The 22,286-nt window shown below is 62.9% G+C and carries 22 protein-coding genes and 1 pseudogene; 17 read left to right on the plus strand and 6 right to left on the minus strand.

Going from position 1 to position 22,286, the window contains the following annotated elements:
* Positions 1-14 precede the first annotated feature (14 nt).
* From ACOZK4_RS09030 to ACOZK4_RS09040, 3 genes are read right to left on the minus strand one after another with little or no spacing between them, the layout of a single operon-like run.
* Positions 15-677 carry an amino acid ABC transporter permease gene (locus tag ACOZK4_RS09030; RefSeq protein ID WP_421591601.1) on the minus strand — a complete coding sequence of 221 codons (663 nt, stop codon included), beginning with the start codon at positions 675-677 and terminating at the stop codon, positions 15-17.
* On the minus strand, positions 677-1,321 hold the full coding sequence (locus ACOZK4_RS09035; RefSeq protein ID WP_421591602.1) for an amino acid ABC transporter permease: 645 nt from the start codon (positions 1,319-1,321) through the stop codon (positions 677-679). Before ACOZK4_RS09035 ends, ACOZK4_RS09030 begins: the two co-directional genes overlap by 1 nt.
* On the minus strand, positions 1,318-2,082 hold the full coding sequence (locus ACOZK4_RS09040) for an amino acid ABC transporter ATP-binding protein (protein WP_421591715.1): 765 nt from the start codon (positions 2,080-2,082) through the stop codon (positions 1,318-1,320). The genes ACOZK4_RS09035 and ACOZK4_RS09040 overlap by 4 nt, the downstream gene beginning before the upstream one ends.
* 334 nt (positions 2,083-2,416) lie before the next feature.
* On the opposite strand from ACOZK4_RS09040, the pseudogene ACOZK4_RS09045 reads away from it, so the two are divergent.
* The 4 genes and pseudogenes from ACOZK4_RS09045 to ACOZK4_RS09060 all read left to right on the plus strand — a co-directional run.
* Positions 2,417-2,650 (plus strand): annotated as a pseudogene (locus ACOZK4_RS09045) (TonB-dependent receptor plug domain-containing protein); the annotation flags it as partial.
* A gap of 210 nt (positions 2,651-2,860) precedes the next feature.
* A complete protein-coding gene (locus ACOZK4_RS09050) occupies positions 2,861-4,207 on the plus strand; it encodes a TonB-dependent receptor domain-containing protein (RefSeq protein ID WP_421591716.1) in 1,347 nt (448 codons plus the stop codon).
* 62 nt (positions 4,208-4,269) lie between these two features.
* On the plus strand, positions 4,270-4,557 hold the full coding sequence (locus tag ACOZK4_RS09055; RefSeq protein WP_421591603.1) for a DUF2218 domain-containing protein: 288 nt from the start codon (positions 4,270-4,272) through the stop codon (positions 4,555-4,557).
* A 207-nt stretch (positions 4,558-4,764) separates the two neighbouring features.
* Positions 4,765-5,667: a siderophore ABC transporter substrate-binding protein gene (locus ACOZK4_RS09060; protein WP_421591604.1), complete on the plus strand. Its 903-nt coding sequence runs from the start codon at positions 4,765-4,767 to the stop codon at positions 5,665-5,667.
* A 42-nt stretch (positions 5,668-5,709) separates the two neighbouring features.
* Here ACOZK4_RS09060 and ACOZK4_RS09065 read toward each other — a convergent pair whose 3' ends face one another.
* Positions 5,710-6,324: a TetR family transcriptional regulator C-terminal domain-containing protein gene (locus tag ACOZK4_RS09065; RefSeq protein WP_421591605.1), complete on the minus strand. Its 615-nt coding sequence runs from the start codon at positions 6,322-6,324 to the stop codon at positions 5,710-5,712.
* A 125-nt stretch (positions 6,325-6,449) separates the two neighbouring features.
* Here ACOZK4_RS09065 and ACOZK4_RS09070 point away from each other — a divergent pair, with 125 nt between their 5' ends.
* The 9 genes from ACOZK4_RS09070 (at position 6,450) to ACOZK4_RS09110 (ending at position 17,014) form a co-directional block, all read left to right on the plus strand.
* Positions 6,450-8,501 (plus strand): FAD-dependent oxidoreductase, encoded by a 2,052-nt coding sequence (locus tag ACOZK4_RS09070; protein WP_421591606.1) that lies wholly within the window; start codon positions 6,450-6,452, stop codon positions 8,499-8,501.
* A gap of 97 nt (positions 8,502-8,598) precedes the next feature.
* Positions 8,599-9,216, plus strand: a complete 618-nt coding sequence (locus tag ACOZK4_RS09075) for a helix-turn-helix domain-containing protein (RefSeq protein WP_421591607.1) — start codon at positions 8,599-8,601, stop codon at positions 9,214-9,216.
* Between the two features lie 45 nt (positions 9,217-9,261).
* On the plus strand, positions 9,262-10,332 hold the full coding sequence (locus ACOZK4_RS09080) for an extracellular solute-binding protein (RefSeq protein WP_421591608.1): 1,071 nt from the start codon (positions 9,262-9,264) through the stop codon (positions 10,330-10,332).
* 60 nt (positions 10,333-10,392) lie between these two features.
* Positions 10,393-11,295 carry an ABC transporter permease gene (locus tag ACOZK4_RS09085; RefSeq protein WP_421591609.1) on the plus strand — a complete coding sequence of 301 codons (903 nt, stop codon included), beginning with the start codon at positions 10,393-10,395 and terminating at the stop codon, positions 11,293-11,295.
* Positions 11,296-11,298: 3 nt separating this feature from the next.
* Positions 11,299-12,084 (plus strand): ABC transporter permease, encoded by a 786-nt coding sequence (locus tag ACOZK4_RS09090; protein ID WP_421591610.1) that lies wholly within the window; start codon positions 11,299-11,301, stop codon positions 12,082-12,084.
* Between the two features lie 2 nt (positions 12,085-12,086).
* Positions 12,087-13,202, plus strand: coding sequence for an ABC transporter ATP-binding protein (locus ACOZK4_RS09095; protein WP_421591611.1), 1,116 nt, complete (start codon positions 12,087-12,089; stop codon positions 13,200-13,202).
* A gap of 18 nt (positions 13,203-13,220) precedes the next feature.
* Positions 13,221-14,606, plus strand: coding sequence for an NAD(P)/FAD-dependent oxidoreductase (locus tag ACOZK4_RS09100; protein WP_421591612.1), 1,386 nt, complete (start codon positions 13,221-13,223; stop codon positions 14,604-14,606).
* 21 nt (positions 14,607-14,627) lie between these two features.
* A complete protein-coding gene (locus ACOZK4_RS09105) occupies positions 14,628-14,987 on the plus strand; it encodes a cupin domain-containing protein (RefSeq protein ID WP_421591613.1) in 360 nt (119 codons plus the stop codon).
* Between the two features lie 32 nt (positions 14,988-15,019).
* Positions 15,020-17,014, plus strand: a complete 1,995-nt coding sequence (locus ACOZK4_RS09110; RefSeq protein WP_421591614.1) for an FAD-dependent oxidoreductase — start codon at positions 15,020-15,022, stop codon at positions 17,012-17,014.
* 6 nt (positions 17,015-17,020) lie between these two features.
* Here ACOZK4_RS09110 and ACOZK4_RS09115 read toward each other — a convergent pair whose 3' ends face one another.
* Complete coding sequence (locus ACOZK4_RS09115; protein WP_313523166.1) at positions 17,021-17,182, minus strand: hypothetical protein; 162 nt, start codon at positions 17,180-17,182, stop codon at positions 17,021-17,023.
* Between the two features lie 86 nt (positions 17,183-17,268).
* Positions 17,269-17,955: a GntR family transcriptional regulator gene (locus tag ACOZK4_RS09120; protein ID WP_313523167.1), complete on the minus strand. Its 687-nt coding sequence runs from the start codon at positions 17,953-17,955 to the stop codon at positions 17,269-17,271.
* Between the two features lie 257 nt (positions 17,956-18,212).
* Between ACOZK4_RS09120 and ACOZK4_RS09125 the strand changes: the two genes are divergently transcribed.
* From ACOZK4_RS09125 to ACOZK4_RS09140, 4 genes are read left to right on the plus strand one after another with little or no spacing between them, the layout of a single operon-like run.
* Entirely contained in the window at positions 18,213-19,310 is a 1,098-nt protein-coding gene (locus ACOZK4_RS09125) for an ABC transporter ATP-binding protein (RefSeq protein WP_313523169.1), read from the plus strand.
* 2 nt (positions 19,311-19,312) lie between these two features.
* Entirely contained in the window at positions 19,313-20,239 is a 927-nt protein-coding gene (locus ACOZK4_RS09130) for an ABC transporter permease (RefSeq protein ID WP_313523171.1), read from the plus strand.
* Entirely contained in the window at positions 20,232-21,044 is an 813-nt protein-coding gene (locus ACOZK4_RS09135; RefSeq protein ID WP_313523172.1) for an ABC transporter permease, read from the plus strand. Before ACOZK4_RS09130 ends, ACOZK4_RS09135 begins: the two co-directional genes overlap by 8 nt.
* A gap of 17 nt (positions 21,045-21,061) precedes the next feature.
* Entirely contained in the window at positions 21,062-22,096 is a 1,035-nt protein-coding gene (locus tag ACOZK4_RS09140) for an extracellular solute-binding protein (RefSeq protein ID WP_421591615.1), read from the plus strand.
* The last annotated feature ends 190 nt before the right edge of the window (positions 22,097-22,286 follow it).

A 22,286-nucleotide genomic window follows, 5' to 3' on the forward strand; every position in this document is an offset into this window, starting at 1 on the left:
CTTTCAGGTTGGATTCAACGGTGGGCGTAGAGGCCCGCACGCTTCTCGACGTGGTTGACGAGCAGGGCGGCGGGTATAGAGATGCTGGCGTAGAGCACGCCGGCACAGAGCAGTGCCGGGAAGTAGCGGAAGGTCGTCGAGCCGATCTCGTAGGCGCGGCTCACCAGCTCGGGCAGCGCAATGGTGAAGCAGAGCGAGGTGCCTTGGAAAATCAGGATCGAGAAGCCGAGCAGTGCCGGAAGGGCAACGCGGAGCCCCTGCGGCAGGAGAACATACCGCAGCTCGTCAAGGCGGTTGAGGCCGAGTGCGACCGCCGCTTCGCGCTGGCCATGGGCGACCGATTGCAGGCTGGCGCGGATGATCTCGCTGGTGTAAGCGCCGGTGTTCCAGGCGAGCGCGATCACGGCGGCCGTATAGGAACCAAGCGTCAATCCGGTCGTCGGCAGGCCGAAATAGATGAATTGCAGAAGCACCAGCGCCGGTGCGCCGCGGCCGATCTCGACCAAGAACAGGCTGAGACCTTTCACGGCGCGGTTGTTCGCCAGCACACCAAGCGCCAGGAGGAGGCCGAAGGGAATGCCGATGAGAAGGCTGAGGGCCGTCACCTGGAGGCTGATCGACAGTCCGCCGAGAAGGTCCGGCAGCCACGCGGAGATTTCGTCGTAGCTCGGAAACATCAGCGCGCCACCTTGGTCTGGAGATAAGCGTCGGCGACGCGCGAGAGCCATGCGATCGGAAGGCTGAGGAGCACGTAGAACAGTCCCACCAGCGCAAAAACCTCAAGGCCGCGATAGGTCAGCTGCGACAGCTGATTGCCCTGGTAGGCAAGCTCCGCCACGCCGATGGTCGAGGCGACCGCGGTCTCCTTCATGAGGCCGATGAGATAGCTTGCCGCCGAAGGCAGCGCGACGCGGAAGGCCTGCGGCGCGACGATGTCGCGCAAGGTCGACCAGCGGCCGAGATCGAGCGCGGCGGAGGCCTCGAACTGGCCGTGGTGGATCGATGCGACCGCACCACGGTAGATTTCCGCCATGTTCGCAGCCGCGATCAGCCCGAGGCCGACCAGCGCGGCGTTGAACGGGCTAATGGGCATTACGCCCATGCCGAGGCCGAAGAAGATGATGAAGAGCCAGAGGATCGGCGGGATCGCGCGCACGATCTGGATGATGACCATGGCGAGGAAGCGCAACGGCGGCAGCCGGCTCTGGCGGGCTGCGAGCAGCGGTACGCCGAGCACGGCGCCAATGAGGAACGCGCCGGCCGTGAGCGCGATCGTCCAGGTGAGGCCGCGCAGGAGGGGCAACAGGTCCGTCAGGCTCATCGATCGTGCACCGCGCGAAGGAAGCGTTTCGTCCGCTCTTGCTGCGGATTGCGCATCACGTCCTTGGACGGCCCCTTCTCGACGATATGGCCGTCGGCCATGATCATGACCGTATCGGAGACGTTCTCGGCAAAGCCCATTTCATGGGTGACGACGATCATGGTCATGCCGCTTTCGGCAAGCTCTCGCATGACGGCGAGAACCTCAAGGCCGAGCTCCGGATCGAGCGCCGAGGTCGGCTCGTCAAACAGCATGATATCCGGATCAAGCGCCAGCGAGCGGGCAATGGCGATGCGCTGCTGCTGGCCGCCCGAACACCGCACAGGATATTGCCCGGCCTTGTCATCGAGGCCGACCCGTTTGAGGAGCTGCATGGAGCGCTCGTCGGCCTCCTTGCGGCTACGGCCGAGGACACGCTCCTGGGCAAGGCTGACATTGCGCAGCACGGACATATGCGGAAAGAGATTGAAGGACTGGAACACCATGCCAACCCGCCGGCGCAGGCCGGAGAGTTCGGTCCGTGCAACGGCGCGCGCCGCATCGATCGTCGCCGATCCAATCGAGATCGTCCCGCCGTCCGGCCGCTCGAGATAGTTGATGCAGCGCAGGAGCGTGCTCTTGCCCGAACCGCTTGGCCCTATGATGGCGAGCACCTCGCCCGAACGCACCTCGAGGTCAATGCCGTCAAGGACGGTGTGGGTTCCATAGTGCTTGCTCAGGGACTTGAGACGAATGAGCACGTTGTCCGACGCGGCAGTCATCTCGGGCTGCACCTCGCGCGATCCGGCACGAGGTCGATCTTCACCTCCGATGTAGAGGATGGCACCGTCCATATCATCTGATCCCCCATGCAACAGTAATCCGCGCGCCGCTTTGCGGGCTGGTTGTTCGCGTGAACCGCTTCTTGTGAGTTGGCCGTCGGAGTTTCCGTTTCCGGCCGCGTTCCCGTTGTTATTTCGAGGAATGTTAACATTCTGCTCCGCACTGAGCAGGGCGAAAAAATTGCCGACACGCCAAACCTGAAGTTATGGCGGTGTCAAAAAACGGGCAGCGAAGACCATCGCTTCGGCGCTCTAGCGCAAGAACCCGGCGAACCTTCAGGACGTCTTCCGCGAGGAGCCGAGCGTCAAGGTTGGCTCGTCCCTCCCGATGTCGCAGAAGGTCTACGTGAACGGCATCGAGGAAACCAACCTCGCCGTGACCATCGACGGCAGCCGGCAGAACAATAAGGTGTTTCACCACAATACCACGACGCTCATCGATCCCGCCCTTCTGAAGGCCGTCAGCGTCGACGAGGGTGTCGCCCCGGCCGATGCCGGTCCGGGCGCGCTTGCCGGTGCTATCGCCTATGAGACGAAGGATGCGCGCGACCTGCTCGACGGCGATGGTTTCGGCGGCTTCGTCAACTCGACCTACAATTCGAATGGCGGCGTCTTCGGGACCGGCGTTTCCGCCTATGGCCTTCACCAGGGTTTCGAATATCTCGGCTACTTCAATTTCAGCAAGGGCAGCGAATTCTCCGACGGCAATGGCGACAAGATGCCGGGCACCCGTTCGAACCTCCTGAGCGGCCTGGGCAAGGTCGCCTATGAGTTCGAAAGCGGCGACCGTATCGAATTCAGCCATGAAAGCATCAAGGATGCCGCGCCGCGTCCTTTCCGCGCCAACATGCTCAACACCGACGGTGCCAAGCCCTGGGAGCCGGTGATCCGCGATTACCGCCTCGACCGGAACAACACCGTCTTCACCTATACGGACGAGACACTCGAGGGGTGGTGGGATCCGAAGCTTGTGCTTGCCTATGGCACGACCGACGTCGCAACGACGGTTTACCCGAAGCCCGGCACCGGCCCGGTCTCCTACGAAATCGAGGAGCTGACCTCAACGTTCAACGGCAAGTTCGAAAACCGTTTCCATACCGGCATCGGGACGGTGACCGCCGGCGTCGATTTCTACAGCGACCGCGCCGAGCTCGACGATCTCTACGAGCCGGGTACGGAAAAGGCGCAGAATGTCGGCGCCTATGTGCAGGCCCGCCTCGAGCCGTTCGACCGTACGCGTCTTTCCTTCGGTGGCCGCGCGGACCAGCAGTGGTTCACCGGCACCGGCGGACAGGAATTCGACAATGCCGGCCTCAGCGGCAATATCTCGGGCGAATATGACATTATCGAGAGTTTCCTGACGGCCAAGGCAGGGTATTCGCATGTCTGGTCGGGCATTCCGCTGGCGGAAAACTTCATCATGAACCCGGCCTGGACCTATGATCCGAAGCCGGAGCCGACGACCTCCAACAATTACAATGTGGGTCTTGCGGCCACCTATAACGGGTTCACGCTGGAGGGCTCGATCTTCCGTACGGACATGGAGAACGCGCGCTACGCCCGTTACGCCAATGCCTATACGGCGCACGAAGTAGAGTCGGAAGGTTACTCGATCGCCGCCGGCTACGAGTGGACCGATGGCTTCGTCCGCGTGAAATATGTCGACATCGATACGCTGATCGACGGCCAGCCGGCCGATTCAGATACCGGCACCTATCTCACCACCCCGGTCGGCAAGATCATCACGCTCACCGCTGCCCACACCTTTGCCGACTATGGCCTGACCGTCGGCGGCGACATCGAGTTCGCGCCGAAATACGACAAGCTGCCGAAGGCGCCTGCCGGAGAGCCGGACTACAAGCCCTATGAGGCCTACAAGGTGGTCAACGCCTATGTCGAGTACAAGCCGGAAAGCCACAAGAACCTGACGCTGCGTGCCGACGTGAAGAACATCTTCAACGAGGTCTATTCGGATCACGCGACCTACGGCCAGGAATTCGGCGTGGTCGACCCGCTTCACCAGCCCGGCCGCTCGTTCATCGTCAGTCTGCGTGCCACCTTCTAAAGCCATCGTTCCCGGCGGCGCGGTGCCGCCGGGAACGGACCATCGGAAAGAGGAGGACCCCCATGGAAGCCACCACCCGATTTGAAACCGAAAACAGCGCAAAGTATCTGCAACAGCTCTGCAAGCATTTCGCGCACAAGGTCGATGTCGCCCTTGGCGATACCAGCGGTGAATGCCGCTTCTCCTGCGGCACCTCGGTGCTGATCGTCAGGGATAACGGCCTCGACATCCACGTTGCCGCCGCGGATGCGGACGGTCTCCGCGAGACCAAGGCCGTCATCGAAGATCATCTCCTGCGCTTCGCCTTCCGCGAGGCCCCGCCGCCCTTCACGTGGCGCGCCGTCACCTGAACGTATACTGACAAGCCAACGTCGCATGCTTCGCGGAGAGATTTCCTTCCGTTCTTTGCGGAGCGCTTCATTTCGGCAGGATACGGAGACGTCCGGCTGTCGCCCCGCAAGTGAATATCGTCGAGCGGATCGGCCGCTGCTCGGAACCGTGAGCTGAACACCTTGAACAATATGATGCCGCACGCCTTGCTGCCGAGAAAGATTTCCATGCGCAAACTCTTCACCGTTCTTGCCCTGCTTCTGTTTAGCGCGGCTGCCGCGTGCGCCGCCGAGCTGGAGATTGCGACGGCCACCGGCCCTCAAAAGGTGGTCATGCCGGTCCGCACGGTGGCCGTCTTCGACATTGCGGCCGTCGACACGCTTGACCGGCTGGGCATCAGCATGGCGGGCCTGCCCGCCAATCTCTATCTGCCGGAGCTTGCCGGTTTGAAAGGAAAATCCACTGTTGTCGGGGATATTTTCGAGCCGGATTTGGAGGCGCTGAGCGCGCTCGCACCCGATCTCATCATCCTCGGTGGCCGTTCCTCCACCAAGGTTGATGCCGCAGCGCATGTTGCCCGGACCATCGACATGACGATGGACGGCGACGATCTGCTGGAACAGGCGCGGGTGCGCATCGAGACCTATGGAAAACTCTTCGCCAGGGAGGCGACAGCGGCAGAGGCCCGCGCCGAGCTGGATAAGGCGGCGGGTGCGGCCCGCGCTGCGGTGGCCGGCAAGGGCAAGGCGCTGATCGTCATGACCAACGGCCCGAAGATTTCGGCCTATGGTCCGGGATCGCGCTTCGGCTGGCTGCACCGCTCGCTGGACTTGCCGGCAGCCATCGAGGATGTCGAGGCTGCAACGCATGGCGAGGCAGTCTCCTTCGAATTCATCCGCAAGGCTAATCCGGACTGGCTGATCGTGCTCGACCGCGCCGCGGCCATCGGCTCGGGTGAGCAGAACGCCAAGGTGACGTTGGACAACGAACTCGTGGCTGCAACGACGGCCTGGCAGAAGGGACAGGTCGTTTATCTGCCCTCCGGTGATTTTTACATCGCTGCCGGCGGTGCGCAGGCTATGGTGCGGGTGTTCGAGGCGATCGCTAAGGCTTTTGGCGAGGCGGATTGACGCCGCGTTCTGTCATTTCCGCAGGCGACGTCTCTGAATTTTCTAGAGCCGGATATCCAGCAATTTCTCAATGGAGCGAACCCCGAGCGCGATCAGCCGCTCCACGCCATCGGGAGACTGGCTGAGGCCGGCCTCGATCCAGAGGCCGTCGAGCATCGCGTGAACGGTCACCGTGGTGTGCTCCACCTCTTCTGCGGAGAGCGGCCGCCCCTCGGCGGCGAGGACGGCGGCGATCAGCGGTTCGGTGGCGCGGCGCAGCGCTAGGTAGCTTTCCTCACGCACGGCGGCGATTTGTGGATCAACGCGGCTTTGGCTGATGAAGGTCGCCCAGAGCGACAGCAGGCGTGTATTCGAGGCGGGCGTGTCGAGTGTCGCGAAGATGAAACGGCGCAGCCGCGTGTGCGGTGTTCCCTCGGTCGAGTTCAGTTCGCGCATTGAATTGGTGGTGATCAACGCGATGGTGCGGCGGTAGGCGGCGAGGATGAGGTTCGCCTTGGCATCGAAGTGGTGTCGGATGAGGCCGTTCGATACCCCTGCCCTCGCCGCAACGGCACGGACGGACGTGCCCTGGATGCCAAGCTCGGCAATGCATTCCAGCGTCGCCTCGATGAGATCGCGCTGTTTTCCGCTATCGGGCATGTCGTCGCCGCCTGTCATGGCCAAACTCCCTGTATCGATGCCTCTTAGCCCAGAACCACCGCGCTCTCCAAATTTCCGGCTATACACTTGCATAGCGCTATGCAAGTGTATAGCCGGAATGCAGAGGCAAGGGGAGGAAGACCATGCGCGATCCACGTTACGATATCCTGTTCGAGCCGGTCCGCATCGGCCCGCTTACCACGCGCAACCGTTTCTATCAGGTGCCGCACTGTAGCGGCATGGGTCACCGCTATCCCGAGGCGGACTTGGCGCTTCGCCGCATGAAGGCCGAGGGCGGCTGGGGCGTGGTTTCGACGCAGGAAACCGAAATCCACCCCTCCTCCGACATTTCGCCCTCCAACCAGCAGCGCATCTGGGACGATCACGATATCGGCCGGCTGACGCAGCTGACGGAGGCCGTACACGCGCATGGCAGCCTTGCGGCGATCCAGCTCGTGCACAACGGCATCCACACCGCCAACCGCCTGACCCGCATCGCGCCCTATGGTCCCTCGGACATGGTAGTTGACGTGGAGGATCCGGTGCAGGCGCGCGCCATGGACAAGGCCGACATCGCCGCCTTCCGTAAGTGGCACCGCGATGCGGCACTCCGGGCAAAGCGTGCCGGGTTCGACATTGTCTATGTCTATGCCGGCCACGACATGACGCTGCTCCAGCACTTCCTGCTGCAACGGCACAATTCCCGCACCGATGAATATGGCGGCAGCTTCGAAAACCGCCTGCGGTTGTTCCGCGAGGTGCTGGCGGACACGCGCGATGCCGTCGGCGATCGCTGCGCCATCGCCGTGCGCTTCGCCGTCGAGGAATTGCTGGGCGCCGATGGCCTGCAGCATGATGGTGAGGGCCGTGATGTCGTCGCGGCGCTGGCCGAAGAGCCCGACCTCTGGGACGTCAATCTCTCCAACTGGTCGAACGACAGCCAGACCGCCCGCTTCTCGCAGGAGGGGTTCCAGGAGGCCTATACCGCCTTCGTGAAGACGGTGACGACGAAGCCCGTCGTCGGCGTCGGCCGCTATACCTCGCCGGATGCCATGGTGCGGGCGATCCGCACCGGGGTGCTCGATCTTATCGGTGCCGCCCGCCCCTCTATTGCCGATCCCTTCCTGCCGAAGAAGATCGAAGAGGGCCGCATCGACGATATCAGGGAATGCATCGGCTGCAATATCTGTACGGCCGGCGACAACACGGTCGTGCCGATGCGCTGCACGCAGAACCCGACAGTGGGCGAAGAGGCCCGCAAGGGCTGGCATCCGGAAATCATCCCGTCGCTTGCAAAGCCGCAAGCCGTGCTCGTCATCGGCGGTGGCCCGGCGGGGCTCGAGGCCGCGCGCGCCCTTGCCCAGCGTGGCGCGGATGTCACGGTCGCGGAGGCCGGGCGCGAATGGGGCGGTCGCGTCACCAGGGAGGCGAAGCTGCCGGGGCTTGCGACCTGGGCGCGGGTGCGCGACTGGCGCATGACCCAGCTCCGCCAGGCCCCGAATGTCGAGCTCTATCTCGATAGCCCCCTCACCGCCGAGGATGTGCTGTCCTACGGCGTCCAACATGTGGCGATTGCCACCGGAGCCCGCTGGCGCGCGGACGGTGTCGGCAGGACGCATCGAAAACCCCTGCCCTTCCTGTCGGACAGTGCTGTCGTCGGTGTCGATGCGCTTCTCGAGCGCGGGGTGGCGACCCTTCCCAATGATGGTCCCGTCGTGGTCTTCGATGACGACCGCTACTACATGGCAAGCGTGCTCGCCGAAATGATCGCGCAGTCGGGCCGCAAGGTGACCTTCGTCACGCCGGCCGCCATCGTCGCGCCCTTCACAGATCACACGCTGGAACAGCGCCGGGTGCACACCCGCCTGATCGAGCTCGGCATCGATATCGTTCTGCTGCACCAGCTCGGTGATTTCAGGCCGGATGTCCTGAGCGTCGAATGCACCTATTCCGGCAGGCGGCGCGAGATTGCCTGTTCTAATCTGGTTCCGGTGACGGCGCGCCTGCCGGTCGCAACGCTCTGGCATGACCTGTTGGCGTCTTCGGGCGCCTGGGCCGATCATGGCATCGAAAGCGTGGAACGGATCGGCGACTGTCTTGCGCCGGGCATCATCGCCGCCGCAAACTATGCCGGCCATTTCTACGCCCGCAAGCTCGCCGGCACGGAGGCTGACGATTACAGCGCCTATCGCTGATGGACCCGCCGCCCCACAAAAAAATCTGCGCCGCAGTCCATTTCGTGATTGCTAATCCTCGCTCCACTTAATATGTTGTTAAGTGAGGAGTGAGGCTATGGACGACATCGCGGTGTTGACGAAGAATCAGGCCGTCATCGGCGAGAAGGTCAAGGCTTTTCGCATGGCCCGACGCATGTCGCTCAGGGCGCTGGGCGATGCGACGGGCACGACTGCAAGCTTCCTCAGCCAGCTCGAGCGCGGTCTCAGCGGCGTCAATATCAGCACCCTGATGCGCATTGCCGGCGCGCTCGGCATCAGCCTTACCGACCTGTTCGACGACGGTTCGCCGCCGGTCGGCCGTGTGCTGCGCAAGAACGAGCGCCCGGCTCTGCCGCCGGCGGAGGGCTATCGCAAGATGCTTCTGTCGCGGCGCCCGATCCGCGACATGGAAGTCTATATCGGCGAGTTCGATCCGGGCGGCTCGACGGGTGAAAAGCCCTATAGCCACGGGGATTCGCACGAACTCTTCTTCGTGATCCGCGGCGAGGTGGAGCTCACCCTCGGCGAGGAAAGCCATGTGCTGTCATCCGGTGACAGCATCGAATATCCAAGCTCGGTTCCGCACAAGACCGTCAATATCGGCACGGAAACCGCTGAAGTCATCTGGATGATCGCGCCGCCGACCAGCGTCGCGGATGATCTCGACAAATACCTGCCTCGGCCCGGCTCGTAACCCCGGCAGGAACAACTGAACGCGAGCGCTACTGGGAGTATCAACATGAAGAAATTTGCGAGGGCTTTGGCCCTGACGATGACGTGCGCCCTGGCGTTGCCGGCATTCGCACAGGACAAGCCGGTCGCCGGCGAGGTGAAAGAAGGCTCGCTCAAGGGCAAGACGCTAACCTTCGTCTCCTATGGCGGCATCTATCAGGACGGCCAGGTCGCCGCCCTTAAGGAATTCGTCGACAAGTCCGGCGTGACACTCCTGAACGACGGCCCGACCGAAATCGCCAAGCTGAAGGCGCAGGTCGATGCCGGCAACGTCACCTGGGATGTCGTCGATACGGCCGACCTGCCGCCTTATGTGCATTGCGGCACGCTCTTCCAGAAGCTCGACCTTTCCAAGCTCGATGTTTCGAAAATCCCGCCCGGTCAGGTCGGCGAGTGCTCCGTGCCGGCGATGAACTACGGCGTCGTGCTGATGTACAAGAACGAGACCTACAAGGATAATCCGCCGAAGAACTGGGTCGATTTCTTCGATACGGAAAAGTTCCCCGGCTCGCGCGCCATCGATGGTTCGGGTGACCCGACCGGTGGCCTGATCGAGCAGGCCTTCAAGGCGACGGGCGGCGATCCGAAGGCGATGATGCCTGATGATATTGAGAAGGGCATCCAGAAGCTGCGCGATCTCGGCCCCGACACGATCTACTGGAAGACCGGCGCGGAAAGCCAGCAGCTCGCCGAATCCGGCGAAGCCGACATGATCATGATGTGGACCGGCCGCGCGATGACCGCCGTGAAGAACGGCGCCGCCTATACGCCGGTCTGGCAGGATTGGCTGGTCGTGATGGACCAGATGACGATTCCGGTCGGCGTCAAGGATACGGATGCGGCCTATGCGCTGCTCAACGCCTATCTCGGCGCGAACGCCCAGGCGGTGCTGACCGAAAAGACCTCCTACACGCCGATCAATTCGGATGCCAAGCCGAAGGTCGACGATGCGACGGCGGCCTTCCTCACCTCGACGCCTGAGCGGAATGCGCAGGGCTATCAGCAGAACATTCCGTTCTGGGTGAAGAACTTCGATCTCGCCGCCGAGAAGTGGAACGCGCTTCTCTCGGGCAACTGAGCCGTTGAGTGACCGCAGGCCCGGTCTCGGCCGGGTCTGCTTCAACCCAGGGAGATGTCCATGACCGCCACATCAGATGAAGGCACGCGGAGCGGCCCCGCTGCCGGCGCCGACCAGCCCGCCTTCCTGTCCCGTTTCCGGCCGCGTGGCGCGGTCTGGCTTGCCGCACCCGCCGTGCTGGTGCTGCTCGTCGTGCTCGCCTATCCGCTCGGCATCGTCGTGTGGCGTTCCTTCACCGATCCCGCCGTCGGCATCGACAATTACGTCTGGTTCTTCCAGTCCGCCGTGAACCGCACGGTGCTGCAACGCACCTTCGTCGTCGCCGCCTGGGTCACGCTCGTCTCCCTCGTCTGCGCCTACCCCTACGCCTATGCCATGACCATCGTCGGCAAGAATGTGCGCCTTGCGCTTATCCTCTGCGTGCTCGTGCCCTTCTGGCTGAGCGGAGTCGTGCGAACCCTTGCCTGGGTGATCCTGTTGCAGGATTCCGGCGTCATCAATTCCATCCTGCGTGGCCTTGGACTGTCGCCGGTCAAGCTTATCCGCACGCTGCCGGGCGTCGTCATCGGCATGACGCAGGTGCTGCTGCCCTTCATGATCCTGCCGATCTATTCCGTGATGAAGGGCATCGATACGCGCCTGCTGCAAGCCGCCCGCAGCCTTGGTGCAAAGCCCTGGAAGGCCTTTCTGCAGATCTACGTGCCGCTGTCGCTGCCCGGCGTCTATGCCGGCGCGATCATCGTGTTCATCCTGTCGCTCGGCTTCTACATCACACCCGCCCTGCTCGGTGGTCCGCGTAGCATTCTGCTCTCCTCGCTGGTGCAGAACCAAGTGCTGAGCCTGCTCAACTGGGGCCGTGGCGGCGCCATGGGCGTGGTGCTGCTCGTCGCAACCTTCGTACTTCTCGCCATCGCCGCCCCGCTGATGCGCCAGAAGCACGCGGCCTCGCGCAGGGAGGCGTAACCGATGCCATCGTTCTCCCGCATTCTCCTCGGTCTCTTCTGCCTGCTCGTTGCGATCCTGCTTCTGGCGCCGACGCTGGTCGTGATCCCGATGTCGTTCAATGGCAACAAGTCGCTCGCCTTCCCGCCGGTCGGTTTCAGCTGGCAATGGTACGAGAACTTCTTCAGCAATCCGGACTGGACGACGAGCTTTTCCAACTCGCTGATCGTCGCGGTGATCGTCGCCGTGGTGGCGACTGTTGTCGGCACGCTCGCCGCCTTCGGCGTCAGCCGCGCGGCGGCGCGTACCGGCGGGTTGCTGCGCGCGCTGCTGATCACGCCGATGGTCGTGCCGGGCGTGGTGCTGGCGATCGGCATCTATGCGGTCTATCTCGATACGCATCTCGTCGGCACCGTCACCGGCTTTGTGCTGGCCCATACCATGCTCGCCATTCCCTTCGTGCTGATCGCTGTGCAGGCGAGCCTCGAAGTGTTCGACCGCCGGCTGGAAACGGCGGCATCGAGCCTTGGCGCGGGCCGCCTGACGGTGTTCCGCACGGTGACGCTGCCGCTGATCCTGCCCGGCGTTCTCTCCGGCGCGCTTTTCGCCTTCATCACCTCGTTCGACGAGATCATCGTCGCGCTGTTCATCACCAGCCCCTATCTCAAGACGCTGCCGGTGCAGATCTACACGTCGATCACGCGCGATGCCGATCCGACCGTCGCGGCCGTCGGCACGCTGCTCTTCATCGCCACGTCGCTCATCATCATCGCCGGCCTGCTCCTGGGCATGCGCCGCGGAAGGACCTGACCATGCACGCTCCCCAACGCTCCGCCGGTGCCGCGATCGAAATCCGCAAGGCCTCCAAACGCTACGGCGCCTTCACGGCCCTCAACGACATCGACCTGCATATCCGCCCCGGCGAATTCATGACGCTGCTCGGCCCCTCGGGCTCGGGCAAGACGACGACGCTGAACCTGATCGCCGGCTTCACCGACATCAGCTCCGGCAAGCTGGAGATCGGCGGCAAAAGCGTCACCGGCCTGCCCTCGCACAAGCGCAATATCGGCGTCGTCTTCCAGCATTATGCCCTCTTCCCGCATATGACGGTCGGCAAGAACGTCGCCTATCCGCTGACGCTGCGCGGCATCACGGGCGATGATCGCGAGAAGCGGGTCAAGCGCGCGCTCGACATGGTGAAGATGGCGGACTTCGCCCATCGCTATCCGAACGAACTCTCCGGCGGCCAGCAGCAGCGCGTGGCGCTCGCCCGTGCGCTGGTCTTCGATCCGCCGCTGCTCCTGATGGACGAGCCGCTCGGCGCGCTCGACAAGAAGCTGCGCGAATGGCTGCAACTCGAGATCAAGCGCATCCATCGCGAGCTGGGAACCACCTTCGTCTATGTGACGCACGACCAGGAAGAGGCGCTCGTGCTCTCCGACCGCATCGCCGTCTTCAATGGCGGCCGTATCGAGCAGATCGGCACGGGACGTGAACTCTACGATAGCCCAGCAACGCTCTTCGTCGGCCGTTTCATCGGTGAATCCACGGTGTTGCGCGGATCGGCCGAGGTTTCAGGCGATGAAACGGTGATGACCATCGGTGGACAGAAGATCACGGCCCACGGTCGCCTTGCCGGCGATGCTCGTCCGGTCATTCTGCTACGCCCCGAGCGTGTGGCCTTGAAACGCCCCGGTGCGGATGCGGCTCCAGGCGAAAACCGCCTCACCGGCACGATTGCGGAAGCAATCTATCTCGGTTCGGGTTCGAAATACGAGGTGCGGCTGACGGATGGCACGATCGCCGTCGTGCGAAGCCCGCTCGGCGCTGTCGATTTTGCGATCGGCGATGCCGTCGACATCGCCTTCCTGCCCTCCGATCTCATCCTCCTCCCTGACGATGCCAGCGCCGACGTGACGCTGACCTGAACTTGAAAGCCCCCTGCCATGGACGTCAAGACCAACGGTAACATCTCCTTCTGGTATGCCGATATCGGCGGCGTGCCGCAGAAGCGCCCTGCGCTGCCCGGTGATCGCGAAGCCGATGTCTGCATCATTGGTGCCGGCTATACGGGCCTGTGGACGGCTTACTACCTGAAGAAGGCCGATCCCTCGCTCAACATCGTGATCGTCGAGCGTGAATTCGCCGGCTTCGGCGGTTCCGGCCGCAATGGCGGCTGGCTGTCGGGCGGTTTCAGCTGGTCGCGCGAAAAATATCTCAAGACCTCCAGCCGCGGCGCCGTCGTCGACATGCAGCGCGCCATGGCCGGCACCGTCGACGAGGTGATCCGCGTCACGGAGGCCGAAGGTATCGACGCGGATATCCTGCGCGTCGACAACATCACTTTCGCAACCAACAAGGCCCAGCTCGAGCGCGCCCGCGAGGAGTACCAGTTCTATCTCGACTGGGAGATGCCGTCGGAGCGCATCGAAATGTTGTCCGCCGAGGCGGCGGCGAAGCGCATCCGTGTCGCCAATGTTCTCGGTGCCTTCGTCATCCGCGACATGGCGCGTGTCCAGCCAGCCAAGCTGGTGCGTGGTCTTGCGAAAGTGGTGGAGGGGCTCGGCGTCTCGATCTTCGAGGGCACGGCCGTCACCCGCTTTGAAAAGGGCCGCGTCGAGACCGATCGCGGCACGGTGCGTGCACCTGTGATCATCCGCGCGACGGAAGGGTTTACCGCCGGCCTGCCCGGCCACGAGCGCACCTGGCTGCCGCTCAACAGCGCACAGATCGTCACCGAGCCGGTGCCGGAGGCGTTGTGGAAGGAGATCGGCTGGGAAGGCCATGAACTGCTCGGCGATGCCGCGCATGCCTATTGTTATGCCCAGCGCACCCGCGAAGGGCGCATCACCATGGGCGGCCGCGGCGTGCCCTATCGCTTCGGCTCGGTGACCGACGTCAACGGCCGCACGCAGCAGGCGACCATTGATGCGCTTCACACTATCCTGACGCGGCTGTTGCCGCAGACGAAATCTCTGAAGATCGACCACGCCTGGTGCGGTGTGCTCGGCGTGCCGCGCGACTGGTGCACGACGGCAGGTTTCGACCGCGACAGCGGCATCGGCTGGGCTGGCGGCTATGTCGGGCTCGGCGTGTCCAGCACGAACCTCGCCGGCCGCACGCTGGCCGATCTCGTTCTTCGCCGCGATACCGAGCTGACCGGACTGCCCTGGGTGAACCGCACGGTGCGCAAATGGGAGCCGGAGCCGTTCCGCTGGCTCGGCGTGCATTCCATGTACCAGCTTTACCGCATGGCCGACGAACGCGAATTCGCCGGTCTCGACCATACCTCCAAACTCGCTGGCCTCGCGGACAGCATTACCGGCCACTGACCCCTTTCAAAGGATATTTCCATGATCAGTTTTGAGAATTTCGGCGACCTCCTGAAGCTCGATATCGGCGCCTTCGCGGCAAAGCCCACCTCCATCGAGGGCGACCAGAAGGAGGCGACGCGCGTGCTCTGGACGAGCGCGAACGAGAAAATGGAAACCGGCATCTGGGAATGCACGCCCGGCCGCTTCACCGCCGACCGTACGCAGAACGCCGAGGTCTGCCACCTGCTCACCGGTCGCGTGACGCTGCACAACAGCGACGGCACCTCGCAGGATATCGGTGCGGGCGAGATGTTCGCGCTGCCGCTTGGCTGGCGCGGCGAATGGACGATCCACGAACAGACGCGAAAAATCTACACGATGGTCGCCACCGGCGTCTGACACTGCCTGATGGGTTTTGGAGGAGGATCCCGATGACGCAAGCCGAACGTTCCGACGGCGCTGTGGCGGCGGCGCCATCGGCGTTTCCGCAGCTGTTCCAGCCGCTGAAAATTCGCGGTGTGGTGCTGAAGAACCGTATCATGTCGACCGGCCACGACACGACGCTGCCGACGGACGGGCTGGTCAACGAGGCGCTGCTTGCCTATCACGCTGCCCGCGCCAAGGGCGGCGTCGGCCTTATCGTCAGCCAGGTGGCGGGCGTGCATGAGACGGCGCGCTACACCTCGCATATGCTGATGGCGACGGAGGACGACTGCATCGACGGTTATCGCCGTCTTGCCGAGCTCTGTCATGCCGAGGGTTGCATGCTGTTCTCGCAGCTCTTTCATCCCGGACGCGAGATCATGGAGGGCGGTGACGGCCTTTTGACCGTCGCCTATGCGCCATCCGTCTCGCCGAACGAACGTTTCCGCGTCATGCCGCGGGCGCTCGACAAGCGCATGATCGACGAGATCGTCGCCGGTTATGCATCGGCGGCCGGGCGCATGCATGCGGCGGGCGTCGATGGCGCGGAATTCGTCGCAAGCCACGGCTATCTGCCGGCGCAGTTCTTCAATCCGCGCGTCAATCGCCGGGAGGACGACTACGGCGGCTCACTGGAAAACCGGCTGCGCTTTACCGAGGAGGCGCTTGCGGCGATGCGAGCCGCGACGTCGGAGGATTTCGTCATTGGCATGCGCATCAGTGCCGGCGAGCGTGATGAAGAGGGGCTGGCCAATGACGAGGCATTGGAAATCTGTCGCCGGCTAGAGCCCTTGCTGGATTATGTGAGCATCACGACGGGCACTTCCGCCTCGCTCGGTGGTGCCGTGCATATCGTGCCGCCGATGGCGTATCGCGCAGCCTATCTGGCGGGCGACGCGGCGCGGTTTCGCAAGGCGCTCGGCATTCCCGTCTTCGTGACGGGCCGCATCAACCAGCCGCAGGAGGCCGAGGCGGTGGTCGCCAATGGTTCGGCGGATGTTCGCGGCATGACGCGGGCGATGATCTGCGACCCAGAAATGCCCGGCAAGGCGATGAAGGGACGCATGGACGATATCCGTGCCTGCATCGCCTGCAACCAGGCGTGCATCGGCCACTTCCATCGCGGCGTGCCGATCTCCTGCATTCAGCATCCCGAAACCGGCCGCGAGTTGAAATTCGGAACATTAGAACCAGCCGCCAAGCCGAAATCCGTCATGGTGGTCGGTGGTGGGCCGGCCGGCTTGAAGGCTGCCTCCGTCGCTGCGGCGCGCGGCCACAAGGTGACCCTTTACGAGGCGGCGAGCCAGTTGGGTGGGCAGGCGCAACTGGCCCAGCTTCTGCCGCGGCGCTCGGAGTTCGGCGGCATCGTCACCAATCTTTCGAGAGAGGTGGAGCTTGCCAATGTGCGTGTGCAGCGCGGCGTGCGGGTCGACAGGGCGCTTGTCGAAGCGGAACGGCCGGACGCCGTCATTCTCGCCACTGGCGCGAAACCTTATCGGCCGGAGCTGCCGCTCGACGACAGCGTTCAGGTCGTCGATGCCTGGCAGGTGCTGCGCAAGGAGGTGAAGACCGGCAGCCGCGTCGTCGTGGTCGACTGGCGCTGCGACTGGATCGGCCCCGGCATCGCCGAGCGTCTCGTCGCCGACGGTTGCAGCGTCGATCTCGCCGTCAACGGCACGCATCCCGGCGAATTGCTGCCACTCTATGTGCGCGACAACATCGCCGCGGAATTGCACCGCATCGGCGTGCGGGTAACGCCCTATGCGCGTCTCTACGGCTGCGATGGCGGCACGGTCTATATGCAGCACACGACGAGCGACCAGCCGATCCTCTTCGAGGATGTCGATACGCTGGTTCTCTGTCTCGGGCACGCGCCGGTCGATGATCTCTCAAACATCCTGCACGATCTCGTGCCGGAAGTGCATGTCATTGGCGACAGTCTGGCGCCGCGCACGGCGGAAGAGGCCGTTTACGAGGGCCTGAAAGTGGCCGCGACGCTATGAAGGCGCTTACAGGCTCGCCGGTGCGACGAACTGATAATAGGCCCAGACAAGGGCGATCACGACGACAACGGCGAGCCAGACCAGTCCCTTTTTCGGTCCCGGCGCGACAGGCTTGTTTTCCTGCTTCGGTTTGCGGGGTTCGAATTTCAGAACATTGTTGTCGTTCAAGGCGTCCTCCGTCGCGCTGCTGTTCGGCAAGAGACTTAGCGGTGATGCGGGGCCGACTGCAAGCATTCGGCCACCGAAAAGATCGTTCAGCCCGGATTGCCGAGCGCCCCGATCCGTTCGAAATGACCGCGGCCCAGATGGCCGGTGCCGTCCCGGATATCGGCGGCGATCGCAGCCTTGAGCGCTTCGGCATCGCGCTTGACGATGGCGACAAGGGCCTCGGCGTGGCGGTCGACCTGATAGGTCTGCGACAGGGTCTCTCCCGCGCGCCGCATGAAAGGGGCAAGCCGCAGCCAGAGACTTTCGATGAGCGGCAGCATGATAGTGCCCGGTCGCGCTTCGTAGAGACAGCGGTGGAAGTCGAAATTTGCTTCCACCAGCCGCTTGAAATTGCCGACCGCAAGCGCCTGATCGGCCTGCTGGTCGAAGGCCTTGAGGCGGGCCAGCCTGACCTCGTCGATGAAGGGCATGGCGCGTTCGGCCGCGCGGGTCTCCAACGCGATACGAGCCTCCAGCACCTCCTCGAAGCGCTGTGGATCGAGATCCGGCACGCGGACGCGGCGGTTGTCGAGAAGCTCCAGCGCGCCATCGGCGACGAGCCGGTGCAGCGCCTCGCGCACCGGCATGGCGCTGACGCCGAGCGCGTCGGCGAGGCCGTTGATCGTCACCGGCTCCCCCGGCTCGAACTGCCCCGTCATGATGTTCCGCCGCAGCACGCGGTAGACCCATTGTTTGGCGGATTCGGACGCTTCCCTCCCGGCTGCGACCAGCATGCTGATATCCTCCCGTCTGTCGGACCCGGCAGCGCCGGTTATCGTCTCTGGGCTGAACTCTCTGGGCTTTGCACGCAAAACTGATAATCTCGCAAAGCTCAAAATGACCCTTTACAGATTTGATCAAATTATGGTTTGTTGTGATCATAAGCAAGACAAGCCTATCACATAAGAGCCGTTATTAGCGGCCGGACAGAGGACAGCCGGCGGTTTGGGCAGAGGACGCTCGGGGACGCCGGTTCACAAACGGGGAACCGATGACTGACACCCGAACGACCGCAGCCCATGGCGGCGCCATAGGCCTGCATGGCATCAAGAAATGGTTCGGCACCTTCCAGGCCGTCGACAATGTGTCGCTGGATATCCGCTCGAACGAATTCTTCACTCTTCTCGGCCCCTCGGGCTGCGGGAAGACCACGCTCCTTCGCATGATCGCCGGCTTCGAGCTGCCGACCGAAGGTCAGGTCCTGCTCGACGGCGTGGACATTTCCCGCCTCCTGCCGAACCAGCGGCCGGTCAACACCGTCTTCCAGAACTACGCGCTGTTCCCGCATCTGACGGTGGCCGAGAACATCGGTTTCGGCCTCAAGATGCTCGGCAAGCCGAAGTCGGAAGTCGACAGCGTCGTCAAGGACATGCTGAAGCTCGTTCACCTTGAGGGGCGTGGCAACAATCCCGTCACGCAGCTTTCCGGCGGCCAGCAACAACGCGTGGCGCTGGCCCGCGCTCTGGCGCCGCGGCCGAAGGTGCTTCTGCTCGACGAGCCGCTTTCGGCACTCGATCTCAAGCTGCGCAAGTCCATGCAGATGGAACTGAAGCGCCTTCAGCTGGAAACCGGCATCACCTTCGTCTTCGTCACGCACGACCAGGAGGAAGCGCTGACCATGTCCGACCGCATCGCCGTCATGTCGACGGGCACGGTCCGCCAGGTCGGTTCACCCTGGGATATCTACGATCGTCCGGCCGAACGCTTCGTCGCCGACTTCATCGGCGAGACCAATTTCCTCGAAGCGGAGGTCATCTCGGTCTCCGGCGAGAAGGCCCGCGTGCGCCTTTCCTCCGGCGCGGAAATCAATGCGACCTACCCGGAAGGCATCACGCCGAAGGGTAAGGTCACCATCGTCGTGCGCCCGGAACATGCGCGCCTCGGCCCGGCCGGTTCGGGCATGCTGGAAGGCGTGCTGGACGATATCGTCTATCTCGGCACGGACAATCATTTCCACGTCAAGGTCGATGGCGGCAGCACGTTCATCGTGCGTCAGCAGAATGCCAAGAGCGGTCATTGCGGCTTCTCCGAGCAGGAGCGCGTCAGCATCGCCATCAATGACGACGTCGCCCAGATCTTGAGGGATTAGCCATGACGGTCAGCCCCCAAGAGGTCAGCGAACAGCGGCAAAACAAAGAAATCCGGGATCGCTGGTTCCTCAGCGCCCCTGCCCTCATTCTCATCTTGGCGGCCAGTGTCGGCCCCCTTGTCATCGTGTTGCTCTATTCCTTCCTTGCGCCCGGCAGCTATGGTGACGTGAAGTGGGAATTCTCGACGGAGGGCTGGTTCAACGTCCTCTTCACCCGGGATATCTTCGACGACACGGTGTCGCTGGCGGATGCGCATTTCTCGATCTTCTGGCGCAGCGTCAAGCTTGCCTTCGCCACAACGGTGTTCTGCCTGATCTTCGGTTTCCCGACAGCCTATTTCATCGCCACGCGTGCGCCGCATAATCGGTCGCTCTGGCTCTTCCTGATCACCATCCCCTTCTGGACGAATATGCTCATCCGCACCTTCGCCATCCAGGAAGTGATCCGCTCGGAAGGCATCATCAACACGCTGCTGATGAAGATCGGCATCATCTCGGCACCGATCCAGATGATGTTCACCGACTTCGCCATCATGCTCGGCATGACCTATGTCTTCCTGCCGCTGATGGTTCTGCCGCTTTATGCGAGCCTTGAAAAGCTGGATTTCCGGCTGATCGAGGCGGGCTACGACCTCTATGCCTCGCGCTTTGGCGTGCTCTGGCGGATCGTCATTCCGCTGGTGAAGCCGGGCATCATCGCCGGCTCCATCCTCGTCTTCGTGCCGGCGCTGTCATCCTATGTGGTGCCGCGCGTTCTCGGCGGCGGCAAGAACCTGATGGTCGGCAACCTGATCGAACTGCAATTCGGGCAGGGACGAAACTGGCCGCTCGGGGCGTCACTGTCCGTCACGCTCGTGATTATCGTACTCTTTGCGATGCTCTACTACGTCCGCAATGCATCGAAGTCCGGAGGCAGCGCCCATGGCTAAATCCTTCTCGATCAAGCGCCAGCCGGGCTTCGCGACCATTGCGATGTTCTGCTTCTTCCTGCTCTACCTGCCGATCGCGACGCTCGTCGTCTATTCCTTCAATTCCGGCATGTCGATCGCCACCTGGGAGGGGTTTTCGTTCCGGTGGTTCGAAAGCGCCTGGAACAACCAGCAGGTCGTCGAAGCCTCGTGGCGTTCGTTGCAGATCGCAGCCGTCGCTGCGGTCATCGCCACGGCTTGCGCGACCCTGGCGGCCATCGCCACGACGCGCACAGCGCCCTATCGCGGCCTGACGTTCAAGTATTCCGTCATCAACATGCCGCTGCTGGTGCCGGAAATCGTGACGGCGGTCGCGCTGCTCATCCTCTTCTCGCGCATCAAGGTGTGGACGGGCTATTCCGGTCTCGGCTATCTCATCATCGCGCATTCGGCCTTCTGCGTGCCCTTCGCCTATATGCCGATCCGGGCGCGTCTCGAGAGCATGGACCTGTCGCTGGAGAAGGCGGCCGCCGATCTCTACGCCTCGTCCTTCCAGACCTTCCGCTATGTCACGCTGCCGTTGCTCTGGCCGGGCATTCTCGCCGGCATGATGCTCGCCTTCGTCATCTCGCTTGACGATGTCGTGATCACGGAATTTGTGAAATCCGGCGGACAGGACACGCTGCCGACCTATATGCTGGGCCAGTTGCGGCGTGTCGTGACACCGGAGATGAACGCCATATCGACAGTCTTCCTTGTGCTGTCATTGGCGATCGTCACCCTCTTCTTCTTCCTGAGCCGTGAGCCTCAGAAGAACAACGAATAGAAAAAGGAGAACAGCTGATGAAAATGAAACTGGGTTTGATGGCGCTTGCCGCCGGCATGATGGCCTCCACCGCCATTGCGCATGCCGAAGGCGAACTGAACATCTTCAACTGGGGCAACTATACCAGCCCCGAAATGATCAAGAAGTTCGAGGAGAAGTTCAAGGTCAAGGTGACGATCACCGACTATGACTCGAACGACACCGCGCTTGCCAAGGTCCGCCAGGGCGGCCATGGCTTCGACATCGTCGTTCCCTCGGCCAGCGTTATGCCGATCTGGATCTCGGAAGGCCTGCTTCTGCAGTCCGAGCCGAACCAGATGGAGAACTTCAAGAACGTCGACGAGCAGTGGGTGAAGGTTCCCTTCGATGAAGGCCGCCACTATTCTGTTCCGTGGCTGTGGGGCACGACGGGCGTAACCGTCAACAAGGGCGTCTATGCCGGCGACATCAACACATCGGCGATCTTCCTTGACCCGCCGGCTGAACTCGTTGGCAAGGTCAACGTCATCCCGGAAATGTCTGACGTCATGCACATGGTCGTGACCTATGCGGGCGGCGAGCCCTGCACGGGCGACCTGACGATCCTGAAGAAAGCCCGCGACATCCTCACGGCCGCAAAGCCGAAGTGGATCTCCATGGACTACGGCAATATCGAGAAATACTCGAAGGAAGACTTGGCTGCCGGTGTGAACTGGAATGGCGCCTCCTTCCGTGCGCGCCTGCAGAACGACAAGGTCACCTACGGCTATCCGAAGGAAGGCTACCCGGTCTGGATGGACAACGCGGCTATCCTGAAGGACGCAAAGAACGTCGAGAACGCTAAGCTGTTCCTGAACTTCATCATGGATCCTGAAAACGCTGCCATGCTCTCGGCCTTCGGCCGCTATGCGAACGGCATCAAGGGCTCCGAGCCGTTCATGCCGGCCGACATGAAGGATGCGCCGGAAATCAAGATCCCGGACGAACTGAAGGCTGCCGGCAAGTTCAACCTCGCCTGCCCGCCGGACGTGCAGGAACTCTACACCAAGATCTGGACCGAACTGCAGAAGTAAGCGGTTTTACCGCACAACGAGGACAGTCCAAGCGGGAAGGCCAAGCGCCTTCCCGCGCCTTGGCTGGGTTTTTTCATGATCAAGACATTTCAAGACAGGCACGGCTTTGCCCGTGCCGATGTTACGCTCGCCAATTGGCGCTCATCCCCCTACAGCCGCTGGACCTTTCAGAACGTACGCGATTTCGTGC

Source organism: Shinella sp. M27, assembly GCF_049199905.1.
GTDB lineage: Bacteria > Pseudomonadota > Alphaproteobacteria > Rhizobiales > Rhizobiaceae > Shinella.

What these genes read in the sequence shown, in the direction of transcription:
- ACOZK4_RS09100 (WP_421591612.1), top strand. Translation starts at nt 13,221, where the DNA reads ATGGACGTCAAGACCAACGGTAACATCTCCTTCTGGTATGCCGATATC.
- ACOZK4_RS09095 (WP_421591611.1), top strand. Translation starts at nt 12,087, where the DNA reads ATGCACGCTCCCCAACGCTCCGCCGGTGCCGCGATCGAAATCCGCAAG.
- ACOZK4_RS09105 (WP_421591613.1), top strand. Translation starts at nt 14,628, where the DNA reads ATGATCAGTTTTGAGAATTTCGGCGACCTCCTGAAGCTCGATATCGGC.
- ACOZK4_RS09120 (WP_313523167.1), bottom strand. Translation starts at nt 17,955, where the DNA reads ATGCTGGTCGCAGCCGGGAGGGAAGCGTCCGAATCCGCCAAACAATGG.
- ACOZK4_RS09030 (WP_421591601.1), bottom strand. Translation starts at nt 677, where the DNA reads ATGTTTCCGAGCTACGACGAAATCTCCGCGTGGCTGCCGGACCTTCTC.
- ACOZK4_RS09075 (WP_421591607.1), top strand. Translation starts at nt 8,599, where the DNA reads ATGGACGACATCGCGGTGTTGACGAAGAATCAGGCCGTCATCGGCGAG.
- ACOZK4_RS09060 (WP_421591604.1), top strand. Translation starts at nt 4,765, where the DNA reads ATGCGCAAACTCTTCACCGTTCTTGCCCTGCTTCTGTTTAGCGCGGCT.
- ACOZK4_RS09140 (WP_421591615.1), top strand. Translation starts at nt 21,062, where the DNA reads ATGAAAATGAAACTGGGTTTGATGGCGCTTGCCGCCGGCATGATGGCC.
- ACOZK4_RS09055 (WP_421591603.1), top strand. Translation starts at nt 4,270, where the DNA reads ATGGAAGCCACCACCCGATTTGAAACCGAAAACAGCGCAAAGTATCTG.
- ACOZK4_RS09110 (WP_421591614.1), top strand. Translation starts at nt 15,020, where the DNA reads ATGACGCAAGCCGAACGTTCCGACGGCGCTGTGGCGGCGGCGCCATCG.
- ACOZK4_RS09125 (WP_313523169.1), top strand. Translation starts at nt 18,213, where the DNA reads ATGACTGACACCCGAACGACCGCAGCCCATGGCGGCGCCATAGGCCTG.
- ACOZK4_RS09070 (WP_421591606.1), top strand. Translation starts at nt 6,450, where the DNA reads ATGCGCGATCCACGTTACGATATCCTGTTCGAGCCGGTCCGCATCGGC.
- ACOZK4_RS09035 (WP_421591602.1), bottom strand. Translation starts at nt 1,321, where the DNA reads ATGAGCCTGACGGACCTGTTGCCCCTCCTGCGCGGCCTCACCTGGACG.
- ACOZK4_RS09085 (WP_421591609.1), top strand. Translation starts at nt 10,393, where the DNA reads ATGACCGCCACATCAGATGAAGGCACGCGGAGCGGCCCCGCTGCCGGC.
- ACOZK4_RS09065 (WP_421591605.1), bottom strand. Translation starts at nt 6,324, where the DNA reads ATGACAGGCGGCGACGACATGCCCGATAGCGGAAAACAGCGCGATCTC.
- ACOZK4_RS09080 (WP_421591608.1), top strand. Translation starts at nt 9,262, where the DNA reads ATGAAGAAATTTGCGAGGGCTTTGGCCCTGACGATGACGTGCGCCCTG.
- ACOZK4_RS09090 (WP_421591610.1), top strand. Translation starts at nt 11,299, where the DNA reads ATGCCATCGTTCTCCCGCATTCTCCTCGGTCTCTTCTGCCTGCTCGTT.
- ACOZK4_RS09040 (WP_421591715.1), bottom strand. Translation starts at nt 2,082, where the DNA reads ATGACTGCCGCGTCGGACAACGTGCTCATTCGTCTCAAGTCCCTGAGC.
- ACOZK4_RS09135 (WP_313523172.1), top strand. Translation starts at nt 20,232, where the DNA reads ATGGCTAAATCCTTCTCGATCAAGCGCCAGCCGGGCTTCGCGACCATT.
- ACOZK4_RS09130 (WP_313523171.1), top strand. Translation starts at nt 19,313, where the DNA reads ATGACGGTCAGCCCCCAAGAGGTCAGCGAACAGCGGCAAAACAAAGAA.
- ACOZK4_RS09050 (WP_421591716.1), top strand. Translation starts at nt 2,861, where the DNA reads ATGCCGGGCACCCGTTCGAACCTCCTGAGCGGCCTGGGCAAGGTCGCC.